General features: G+C 51.2%; 8 protein-coding genes and 1 pseudogene. 5 read left to right on the forward strand and 4 right to left on the reverse strand.

Annotation, left to right across the window (positions count from 1 at the left end; translation table 11 throughout):
* From VMY05_00355 to VMY05_00365, 3 genes and pseudogenes are all read left to right on the forward strand, one after another.
* Window positions 1-72: pseudogene (locus VMY05_00355) on the forward strand (integrase catalytic subunit).
* A gap of 68 nt (window positions 73-140) precedes the next feature.
* A complete protein-coding gene (locus tag VMY05_00360; GenBank protein HUV29528.1) occupies window positions 141-863 on the forward strand; it encodes a hypothetical protein in 723 nt (240 codons plus the stop codon).
* A 76-nt stretch (window positions 864-939) separates the two neighbouring features.
* Window positions 940-1,443, forward strand: coding sequence for a TspO/MBR family protein (locus tag VMY05_00365; protein ID HUV29529.1), 504 nt, complete (start codon window positions 940-942; stop codon window positions 1,441-1,443).
* 109 nt (window positions 1,444-1,552) lie between these two features.
* On the opposite strand, the gene VMY05_00370 is transcribed toward VMY05_00365, so the two are convergent.
* Window positions 1,553-2,518, reverse strand: a complete 966-nt coding sequence (locus tag VMY05_00370; GenBank protein HUV29530.1) for a hypothetical protein — start codon at window positions 2,516-2,518, stop codon at window positions 1,553-1,555.
* Window positions 2,519-2,684: 166 nt separating this feature from the next.
* The gene (locus VMY05_00375) at window positions 2,685-3,218 is read right to left on the reverse strand and encodes a DUF4185 domain-containing protein (GenBank protein ID HUV29531.1); all 534 of its coding nucleotides are present in this window, start codon (window positions 3,216-3,218) and stop codon (window positions 2,685-2,687) included.
* Between the two features lie 1,224 nt (window positions 3,219-4,442).
* Between VMY05_00375 and VMY05_00380 the strand changes: the two genes are divergently transcribed.
* Window positions 4,443-4,928, forward strand: coding sequence for a hypothetical protein (locus VMY05_00380; protein HUV29532.1), 486 nt, complete (start codon window positions 4,443-4,445; stop codon window positions 4,926-4,928).
* Between the two features lie 49 nt (window positions 4,929-4,977).
* Entirely contained in the window at window positions 4,978-5,139 is a 162-nt protein-coding gene (locus tag VMY05_00385; protein HUV29533.1) for a hypothetical protein, read from the forward strand.
* On the opposite strand, the gene VMY05_00390 is transcribed toward VMY05_00385, so the two are convergent.
* Entirely contained in the window at window positions 5,103-9,011 is a 3,909-nt protein-coding gene (locus VMY05_00390) for a protein kinase (GenBank protein HUV29534.1), read from the reverse strand. The genes VMY05_00385 and VMY05_00390 overlap by 37 nt on opposite strands.
* 553 nt (window positions 9,012-9,564) lie before the next feature.
* Window positions 9,565-11,031 carry a serine hydrolase gene (locus VMY05_00395; protein HUV29535.1) on the reverse strand — a complete coding sequence of 489 codons (1,467 nt, stop codon included), beginning with the start codon at window positions 11,029-11,031 and terminating at the stop codon, window positions 9,565-9,567.
* Between the last annotated feature and the right edge of the window lie 254 nt (window positions 11,032-11,285).

Consider the following 11,285-nt stretch of genomic DNA (forward strand, 5'->3'; position numbering starts at 1 on the left):
CACTACAACACCAGGCGTCCGCACAGTTCGCTCAGGTATCGTCCGCCGGCTCCCGAAGCGATTCAACCACCCAACCAGCTTGACAAAAATGTTATGATAGGACTAACTTAGGAAGTGGTACAACAACCGGGGGCACGTCATTGGTGGTGCTACTGGTTGGACTAGTCTTTCCGGTAGCGGCTCAGGCAAGGTGGCAAATTGACGCCGAGACCGGGCTGGCTGTCAGCGGGTACAATAATGTGCGAATCCCCGGGAATACCGGTACGAAGTTCTCGCTCTCGCGCGATCTTGATATCGACCAAACCGTATTCTGGCGGGCACGATTTTCCCGCATGTTTGGCGACAAACACAGCCTGTCTATACTGATTGCACCCCTGACCTTCAACGCGGAAGGCAGACTGGAGAAGGACCTCAAGTTCGCAGGAGGTGAATTTGCCTCCAACACGTTTGTGAAAGCGAAGTACAGATTCGATTCGTATCGACTGACGTATCGCTACGATTTCTATCGTCGCGATAGATTGCGCCTTGGAATCGGTTTTACTGGAAAGATCAGAGATGCCGCGATTGGCGTCGAAGGTGGCGGGCAGAAAGCTGAGAAGACCAATACCGGTTTCGTGCCGCTGATCAACTTCCGAGCCCAGTGGACGATCAGTTCGCGCTTTGGAGTTCTTCTTGATGGCGACGCCTTGGCCGCCCCACAAGGACGGGCGGAGGATGCTCTTCTGGCGCTAACCGCAAGCACCTCAAAGAATCTGCAATTCAATATTGGTTATCGCCTTCTTGAAGGGGGCGCCGACAACGCTGAGGTTTACACCTTTGCACTAGTGAATTATTTGGTGTTAGGCGCGACCTGGAGATTCTGATAGGCAATGATGAAGTCACAGACTTTGGTGTGTCGGTGGAAAGTCAGCACGTGCTGGCAATCGGAGGAAAAAGACCATGATCAAGCTCTCTGAAACGTCTGAAACGAGCCCTGCAGGTCAGATCATTGCCCTGTTAGCATGGGTGGGCCTCTGTTTTCTTACAGCTTGGGTTGGTTCGAGATTCACACCGGGTGAGTCGTATCTTCAACTCCAGAAGCCATCATGGACGCCACCGGGGTACCTTTTCGGGCCGGTATGGTCAATTCTCTATTTAAGCATGGGCGTTGCTGCATGGTTAGTTTGGAGACGGGCAGGATTTTCTGGGGCAAGTCTCGCCCTGACACTGTTCGTTGTGCAACTTGTGCTTAACGGAATGTGGTCATGGATATTCTTCGGCATGCAGAGGCCGGGATTGGCGTTTGCAGAAATCTTGGCGTTATGGTCGATGATACTTGTAACTATGATAGCCTTCTGGCGAGTGAGCACCACCGCTGGCATGCTTTTCTTGCCGTATCTTGCCTGGGTATCATTCGCCGCATTCTTGAACTACTCTATCTGGCAATTAAATAAGAGCGGTTGATGGCAAGCTCTCACGGCATTTCGACTACCATGCAAATATAGTAAACGTAGACCTAATATATTGGAGGTGGGGGGAATCGAACCCCATACTCGCGTTGCAGCACAAGGACTTACACCCTATTGTGGCCATTTTGTGACCGTTTTTTTTCACCTTTTACTCTTCTTTCCGCGACGAATAGCTCACCCTGATATAGTACACTGAATCCCTTTTCCACCAGGTATAAATACCTGTCCAGATCGATAATCGCTCTGCAGATATCACTGTCGGCAGAATGTCTCGCAACCGCCTGGAACTCATCTGGGGTGCTCACACTCCTGCCAGTCTCACTTCTGGGATAGGTATTGCGAGAGTACTTGTCCGAGAAGTAATAGCCGGCGTATTTGGCACGGCTTCTCATTCTCCCATAGACCCAGTTCTTGAATCTGAAGAAGCGGTTGACGCTGTTAAAGCGCTTTATGACTGAGACGTTTCCACCGATGTTGTCGTGACAACAGGTCCGACACATTAGATACCTGGCTTGAGAGTTTATGGCGTAATCCTGAGCCGCATCCGAAACAGCACCGCACGCTCCAAAAAACACAACGGCCGTTGGCTGCACACTCAATTGCGGTGTGAAGATACTATCTTTCACGAATGAGTAGTTTTCAGGAAAGCGAAAGCCTCTCACAAGCTGGTAAATCCGATTCCAACGTGGGTCGATATCTGTTCCGATGACCCTGACACGTGTGAGCCGTGAAGCGAGATCACTTGCATGCCATCCAGCGACACATGCAGGATTGACGATAGTTGTGACGGCTGAATCGCGATCGGATAGCAGCTGGACAATGATGTTCTTCAAGTAAGCGTCTCGCCGACCGCGGAAGTGCTGACCCCAAAAGGATGTGTAGGGGAAATACTTGCTCGGAAAACCAGGGAACTTTCTATTCCACATCTCTGTCAGCGAACCGGTGTGCAACTCCATTCCTCTCCGCTCCGCGTCCAGCTTAATGATATGCCCCTGCCGAAACAACTCAAGCAGCCCTGCAAGCGCCGCCAAGGGCGTTTCGCGATCATCATGTGATTCGTCAGCCGTCATGGACCAGAATCCTCAATCCAGTAATGAGCTTTCTTTGTAAGACAAGTATTTCCGCTCTACATTGCAACCCAAACTGGGGCAGGGTCAACTGTGACCAAATTGTGACCGTTTTTCACGCGTAAAAGTGAGTATACCTTGGTACAAATGCTGTTGTCTGCGCCTGTGCTCACTGCTTCCAGTTGAGCTTAACGAATCTCGGATAGTAGATATTCGTGTCTGCAATGATCGTCTCAATGGGTCCATTGGTGTTGTAAGTGATTATCAGGTCGGCCCCCACGATCTCAGGGTGAGCCTTGGCCGCATAAATCATGACATCTGGCACCGGCTTTTCAGGCGGTTCAAATACCAGTTGCAGCTCCGACCATGGCCCGGTTAATGCGGGTGCGGTGCGCATCATGACATCAGCAGCACCGAATCCAACAGTCTGAATGGCCACATAGCACTCATTTATGTCGTCATAGACTACAGACAGCTCCGTTGCGCCGTCGGCAAAGATCGCTGGCGGCTTTGAACGGAGTTCTGCATCGAGAACCCAGGCGGAACTGTCGCCCACCCACCACTCAATGGCCGCTGTTGAACCGATCAGCACACTGTCGGTATGCCAGCGAGAAAGAAACATCGACGCATCACTCGGATCCTGGACGTCCACATTCAACAAGTACACATAGGGTTGACGAACAAGGGGGGCTGCTCCGAGCATGATTCCAAACTGAGTCTCCGGAAGGGTCAAGCACGTAATAGTCCATTCTAGCGGATCCCCACCAATGTGATCCACCAGGAAAGCGGCATGAGGAAAGTCATCACACTCCCTGAAGCCAAGTCCAGAATCACTGGGGCAGAGATGCATTAGGAAGACTAGCAAAGAGCTGTCAATCCTCACAGCGTTACCTGGCCAGTACCAGCTAGTGTCATCGTGTGGAAAGTAGGCGCTCGGGGTCTGTTCTGTACCTCGCCTGTATACCTTGAAGCCAGCTGTTGACGGATCATAGCCTGTCTGAATCCCCAGACAATTGCGGATCATGGTGACACAACAGGAGTCTCGAACATATGGCGGAGCAACGGCGACGTAGCTGTCAGCGAATAACCAGAGTACGCGGCCGTCACCCAGGTCGACCGAAGATGCACAGTCGCCACCGCGCCAACGAGAGTCGGCATAGAACATCCGTTGACCAGCGTCCCAGGGAGTGCCGGTGAATGCCCGACTGTACCCGGGGGCTTCACCGGCCACCACGTTCACAGGAACTACGGACAACAGCAACACCGAAACGGCAAGGATCCAGAGTGACTTAGAGGTCATAACCATCATTTATCATCAGCCTTAGTAGGTCGGGTTCCGATTCTAAGAAATACAATCGCGAGAAACCTGACAACCAAAAATGCCATATTTGATATTTCGATGTTACTGCATTTGACAAACGATCCTGAGGTGTTCCCCCGCCGCTGTCCGAAGCTTTTTCGCTTAACGCGATGACTCAGTCTGGTACTATATAGGCTATCGCCGGAGAATCGTTGGCAAAACCAACAAAGTTGGTGTCAAAAGGACTTCCCTTATCTTGACGACTCAGTCTGAGACGCCATTGATCATTGGTGGAGTATCGTTGGCAAGACCAACAAAGTTGGTGGAGGTGGGGGGAATCGAACCCCCGACTCGCGTTGTGGCACAAGGACTTACACCCTATTGTGACCGTATTGTGACCATTTTTTCTGGGCTCTCTTTCAGAAACACTATCTGTTCTTCAGCACATATCTAGTGTGGGATCGCAAAGAGTACCGGCTGTTATTAACGCCGTCCGCCAAATGTTCGGCCAGCCAGTCAGACCAGATGCAACTCGAATATTCGGATAGACCGGGGAAAACACGGAACTCGGGCAGCGGTCTCGTCGTATTTAAGGCTGGAATAGACCCTACATGAGGAATGAGAGTTATGCTAAAATCAAACTGCATAGCAATGGCATGTGTGATTATCTTTGCGTCGACTAGTGCAATGGCCAACGGTCCGGTACTGGACACAAACCTGAGCATCTTTGAAGATCTCATCGGCAAACAGTGGGAAGGTCATTTCGAAGACGCTGATGAATCAATGACTCTCTATATGAATTGGGAGCCGATTATTGACGGTGCAGCTGTCCAGATGAGCGGATCGTCAAGCAGCTCAGATATGACACGACGAAATATATACTACTTTGATCGGGCAAAGAACCTGGTCACTTTCCTAGCGATGACGTCAAACGGATATGTGGGCACTGGCACCGTAAGCTTGCAGGATTCAGTCCTGATTTTTCTTGGCCAGCAGGTATGGCCCGACGGAAGTGTGCATGACACGGAGTCACAATGGGAGTTCCTGTCGGATGGCAACGTGAGGGTTATTGCAGGCCACAAGATTCTCTACACCCCGGTGGATTCAAAGTAGGGTCAGGCTACTGAGACAAGGCCGTACGACATAAAGATGGAGAGTCAGGGTGGCTAGACTGATTGCACTGTATCGCGGCCAGGTCGTGACCAAGACGCTCGATCGGGAGTCGATCAGGAAGTTCGCCAAAACCACCCACCGATTCCGTGCGATCGTTATCTCTGTGGTCGTTACTCATTCCATCTTTCCGGAACGTGCTACCATTGCCTGAATGCGGCTATCCCAGTCGTTCATGATCTCCTTGAAGCGCGGCAATCCCCTGAGTGGATCAAGGTCGGGATCGACCTTCGCCCACCAGAGTACCAGATGGCCGCGCTCTACCGCTGTCTGCAGCCAATGAAGCGCTTGGGTCGTATCACTTAAGACGGAATAGAGGCATGCTGCACAGTATGCAACTTGGGCATTTTCAGGTTCCAACTTGATGGATCGCCTGATTTCGCTGATGGCCTCATTGCGTCTCTCGGCTCTGGCTAACGCCAAAGCACGAAATGGCAATATCCCCTCACCCATATATGCAAGTGAACCAAGACCGTAATCCCCCCGCGCCAGGTAAGTCAAACTTCGGATGGCGTCTTCAAGGTAAGGGATAGAATCACTTAGGCCGTTTGCCGCCGCCATCTGGGCCCTCCTGTAATGGATCGATCCCCAATAGGTCGTCCATGAGCCACGGGTAGTCAGTTGTCCGAGCGACTTCACGGCCTCCTTGGTCTGGCCACTGGCATACTGAAGGAGCATCAGTCGCTCCGTCGCCGCCATATCTGGTGGGATCAATCCGGATTGGGCTTCCTCCGCCAGTCGCAGCGCGGAAGTCAGGTCTGGTCTCGATATTGCCTCCAGCTGCGCGATATCCATCAATATATCAGGTTTGACAATTGCGGCAGCGGTCGAAGCGAGATTCTCGAGTATGAATCTTGCGCTATCGAGCTCCCCTTTCTGTCTGTAGCAATATGCCATGTCAGTTATAAATTCCGCCATACGGGTCGCTTCCCCACTTTCGAGATACAGAGCATAAGCAGCCAGCGCTTCATCATATTGACGCATCGACTGGTAGTAAGAGGGTGCAACTTCGGCCCAGTGGTCCAACCCGGATTTATAGTCAGGCGATTGTACTTTCATGCTGTCAAGATACCTTCGGATTTCATCATGTCGACCTTCAGAGCGTAGAATTGCGACTATCCAGTGGGCCGACGACCAGGAGTCCCTGGCCTTGCGGAAGTTGTCCAGAGCCGACTCCGAGTCGCCCGTTAACCACTGCGCAAATGCCAGGCGGGTCAGTATCTCGTGGCTTTCTTTGAGGGCAAGGGATCGTCGATAGACAGCGATGGCCTCGTCATACGAGCCTGCTATGCACAGTTCTTGAGCCAGATAATAGAGAATTGCGGCATTGTCAGGGAATTCTGCCGCGGCTCGTTTCATTATGTCCAAGAATTCTTGCCGTCTATTGAGTGGCCCAAGCTGCTGCCCAAGGAAGTAATAGTAACGCGCGACTCCGGGTGCTCGCCGCGTTGCCTCGATGGCAAATTCCGCAGCTTTCTCGTATTGCCGCTCTCTATAAAACGAAAGTGCGATGGAAGCAGGGAGAATATTCGATCCTGGTCTAGCCTTCATTGCCCGATCATAGAACCGCATGGCATCCTCAAAGCGATTCAGAGCCGTATATACCGAGCCGGCTGACTCCAGCACCCTCCCTGAGTTCGGCCGCAATGCTACGGCCCGTTCGACCGCCAGTATTGCTTTCTCCGGCGTATCTCCGATTCCCTCAGAGGAAGATTCTTGGGATAGTCTTTCTGCATATGATCTGGCCAGCAGAAGATAAGGCCAGACACGATTTGGGTTACGTTGTACCGCCTCCTCGATAACGCTCATTGCGCCGGCGTAATCCTCTACCCATACTAGGTAGTAATAAAGTTCTTCATAAGCTTCCCAATTGTAAGGGTATCTTTTCACAAAGTCGCGGAGAAGATCTTCGGATTCTCTTATACTGCCTCTGTAGAACAATTTATCACTTAGTTTGACATATCCGGTTGAATGATCTGGCCTCACTGAGATGGCGAGACGATATAGACTGTCGGCGCTTTCTCCACTGTGCCTCTCTTCCTCTAGCTCACCCAAGTCGATATAGGGGCGATCATGTCCAGGATTGATTCTCTCGGCAGACCGAAAGGCGTCGAATGCAGAATCATAGAGACCCATCGATTGATACACGTTGCCCTTCCCGCAGAATGCATCGACGCTTGGCCGGAAGCTCAGAGCTGTATCATACATAGACCCGGCTGCTCTCAATCGACCTTGTTGATAGTAAATGTCCCCGAGATGGACGTACGGTTCATCCCAATCCGGCCGCAGATCCCGTGCTCTCTCGGACGCTTCGATGGCGCCAGTTATGTTGTCTTCCTGAAGATATAGTTCGGCCCGCGATTCGTAAGCCTCGGCAAGATTCGATTGAAGAGATAGTGCCTTCTCAATTAAGACCTCAGACGAATCCAGCCAATACTCGTCGTAATCGAAACGCTCCTTGTACCGCTGTACAAACACATCTGCCAAGCCGGCCAGTGCCAAGGGATAATCCGGGTCACTTTGCAGGGCTCGTTCAAACTCCCGCTCGGCAAGCTCATTGTCCCTGAACGTAATGTTGTAATAATAGTGGCGCCCCCGGAGATAATGGTCATACGCCCCCGTATTATCGGTCGGTTTGACTGCCATCGCAGCCTTTTCGAGAGGAGTCAGCCGGATTTCGAGAGCCTGAGCAATCCTCAATGACACTTCATCCATAAATTGGAATATCTCGGTAAATTGCTTATTGATCTGATCTGACCAAACGACCTTGCCCGACTCCCTGTCGATCAACTCGACATTGATTCTGACCAGGCTGTCCTGGCGAAGAAGTGAGCCGCCCAGAGCATACTGAACTTTCAGACGTGAGGCTATCTCCCGCGGCAATAAGTTCTCTTTGGCCAACCGACGGATATCGGCGCTGCTGGCAACTTGGACTCCCTCCAATTGCCGCAACTTAATTGAGAGATCCTCGGCCAATCCGCTGGCTAGATAGGCATCCTCCGCCGCGCCGACGTTATCAAAATCCACCACGGCAATAGATTTCGCGGCCACCGCCGAGGGACTCAGCCACGACGTAAGCTGCAGGCTGCCCCAGACAACTATGATCAGCACCGCAATGCCTGCCAACCAGGCAAGCCGTGGCACTTTCTTCTTCGGAATCGCCACGCTCTCCGAGGATACCAGCCGTCTCAAATCGGCCAGCATGCCCGATGCCGTTTGATAGCGGGTCTCCAGATTCTTCTCCAGAGCTCGATCAACGATTTGCTGAAGTTCCCCCGTAACGCCGGACTTAAATCGGGCGATTGGTTCCGGTGTTGAATCGGCAATCGCTTTGACGACGGCGGCATCGTTGTCCCCTTCGAAAGGACGACGACCAGTCAGCATCTCATAAAGTATCACGCCCACCGAAAACAGGTCCGAACGATGGTCAACGTTTCTACCTACTATCTGCTCCGGCGACATGTAGCCGACTGTTCCAAGTGTCGAGCCGGTCTTGGTCAGTCTATCCTCACCTGAGACCATCGCCAGACCAAAGTCAAGAATGCGCGCCCGGTCCTTGGTATCAATTATGATATTCGCCGGTTTGATATCGCGATGGACAACACCCGCTGAGTGAGCTTCATGCAGACCTTCGCAGATCTGCATCGCCAGACGGATTGCTTCGTTTGTAGATAGTCTGCCCTGCTTGATGACCGTACGCAGCGCCTCGCCCGGCACATGCTCCATAGCAAAGAACGGCCTCCCGTTGAATTCGCCGACTTCGTGGATAGTAACGATGTTCGGATGGTTCAGCGCAGCCACCGCTCTAGCTTCACGCGTGAACCGCGCGCGCATATCGGCATTCGATGCTGCGTGAGCAGGCATGAATTTGAGAGCGACGTTTCGTTCGAGATCAGTGTCTTCGGCCAAGTACACCTCACCCATCCCACCGGCGCCGATCTTCTCGACAATCCGGTAATGCAACACCTTCGTTCCCTTAGTCAGGGCTACAAATGATTGTGTCCGATCATTGTCAGAATCAGCCATTACCGCCCTTCCTTCATTCGGGATTTCAAAAAGCTTCTTAGAATCAAGTCTTCAACCAGTTTCTGGATGCTCGTATCCTCCTGGACAGCCTTTATTTTTAATCGCTTGTGAGTCTTATCATCCAATCGAATGTGAATCATTCGATCTTTGGTATGTGCGTTAGATTCCTTCTTCATTCCAGTTCGATTCTACTGATAGTTTATGTGCCACAAATATAACAATATATCAATCACTAAGTAAAGCACAAATAGGCTTATATGTGAGACTATGTTATCTGTGTTCAGTGTGACCAAATCGTCTCCAAAATGGTGTTACGTTATTCAGTGTTATTGGGGGATATAGACTTACAGAGGCAGGGGTGGGGGGTATGATACCCCCGTCCGGTTTATAAGCTGTTGAATTGTATCGAGTTATCTTAATGGAGGTGGGGGGAATCGAACCCCATACTCGCGTTGCGGCACAATGGCTTACACCCTATTGTGACCAGATTGTGACCGTTTATTTGGGTCCTTACAGGACACACTAACGAAGTTGCGCATTGTGATGTAAAGCGCTACTTCGACTTACTTAGCCTTTCTAATGCTGCCTGCGCATCGGAATACCCCTGATTCAGTTCAAGACATTTCTCGTGACATCCTATTGCCTTTTCGATCTCACCCATCTGCTCATATGCGACACCTTTTCGCCACCAGGCCGCAGCTGCCGAGGGGTTCGTTGTACTATCCGCAAACTCGATATATCGGTCAAGCAACTCTATCGCCCGAGCCTGCTCAAATTTACCTAAGAGCCGGGTCCGGGCTGCCTGGTAAAGAGACGGCATATAAGGCGGATCTGTCTGTGCTCCTTTCTCGAAATAGGTCACTGCATCGCTATAGTTGCCTCTGTCCTGACAGAGCATGCCCCGTCGATAGTCTCTATCGTACTCTGATGCTATGGTGTAAGGAAGTCCCAGCAGCATACAGTCTATCTTGTTAGCCAGTTCAGTTGCGGCTCCCTCATAGTTGGAAAGTGCAATTATCGTATAGCCCTTCTCAGGGTAACGCCGTAGCTCAGAGTTGAAACCGCCGGAATTCCCACCGTGATAAATAACTTTGGTACCACCGAATGTAACGACGATCCACCCAAGACCGAACGGGGTATCCTCAAACGCCGTGAACATGATATCCTTGCTTTCCTCCCTCAGCAATTCTTCACCATAAAAGGCCTGGTCGAATTTTAGCAGGTCGAGAGCACAGGTGTAGATGCCTCCACCGGTATAGGCTGACGGCTCGTCCAGGACCCGCAAATATGACTCGCCGTCATCTGCTAGCCGGTAGGCCGTGGCGCGGTGCTCTAGCAATTCCCCGCTGATTAGGAAATCGGTATTGTTCATGTCCAGAGTCGCCAGGATCCGCTCCTTGAGAACTTCCTGAAGCTTCTTGCCAGCAGTTCTTTCAATGATGCCCATGGCAAGTAGGAAACCAGTATTTGAATACCTGAGCCGCTGACCGGGAACATATTTAACCGGCTCTTCCAATCTGAATACTAACGGAAGCACATCATCGATACTGGAGTAGTTGTCCGCATTTGCCCGGTATTCCGCATCATCACGATAGTCACCGAGCCCTGTACTGTGATTGAGCAGATTCCGCACGCAAACTTCGTTGGCCGCTTTCCACGGACATTCGGGGTAGAACTTCGTCAAGGGATCATCAAGAGATATCAGCCCTTCCTGACAGAGTTGCATAATGACGGTCGAAATAAACGTTTTCTGTATCGAACTTATGTTGAACTTGGTCTCCAGCGTGTTAGGTATTCGGTACTCTTTATTTTCCTCACCAACCCCCCTGGCATATACAATATCACCATCTTTGGCGACCAGGACCGCTCCGGAGAAGAGGTCCCAGGCCTCCTCCGCCTTCACAATCTCCTCAATTCTCTCGCGAACATCGGCCTGGCCGAAAGCCAACGTTGCGCCAATCAGCCACACCAAAATCGTAAAGCCAGTCCGGCTCAATATTAATACTCCAGTCCCAGTCATACTGGCTCCTTCTGTTTTTATTGATTGCATTTGATTCCTCACCAGGCAAAGTACGCTTCTCTTCTCATCGCCTTGCGGCCTCACTTGAACTTCGTTGGTAAAACCTCGGTCTCAACTTTGACAAAACCTATCTTTTCGTAAAGTGCTTTGATTAAGTCGTACGAACAAGGAAAGTCGTTCCCGGAATTATGATAATCCTTTCCCGGCCACCACTTCTCGGGAATCTTGATACTTCATTATTGCATTACGAAAGC

This window comes from Acidobacteriota bacterium, assembly GCA_035529075.1.
Classification (GTDB): domain Bacteria; phylum Zixibacteria; class MSB-5A5; order GN15; family FEB-12; genus DATKXK01.

Excerpts from the sequence above, each read along its gene's own strand:
- VMY05_00395 (HUV29535.1), bottom strand. The coding sequence starts at position 11,031 with ATGACTGGGACTGGAGTATTAATATTGAGCCGGACTGGCTTTACGATT.
- VMY05_00380 (HUV29532.1), top strand. The coding sequence starts at position 4,443 with ATGCTAAAATCAAACTGCATAGCAATGGCATGTGTGATTATCTTTGCG.
- VMY05_00370 (HUV29530.1), bottom strand. The coding sequence starts at position 2,518 with ATGACGGCTGACGAATCACATGATGATCGCGAAACGCCCTTGGCGGCG.
- VMY05_00375 (HUV29531.1), bottom strand. The coding sequence starts at position 3,218 with ATGCTCGGAGCAGCCCCCCTTGTTCGTCAACCCTATGTGTACTTGTTG.
- VMY05_00365 (HUV29529.1), top strand. The coding sequence starts at position 940 with ATGATCAAGCTCTCTGAAACGTCTGAAACGAGCCCTGCAGGTCAGATC.
- VMY05_00390 (HUV29534.1), bottom strand. The coding sequence starts at position 9,011 with ATGGCTGATTCTGACAATGATCGGACACAATCATTTGTAGCCCTGACT.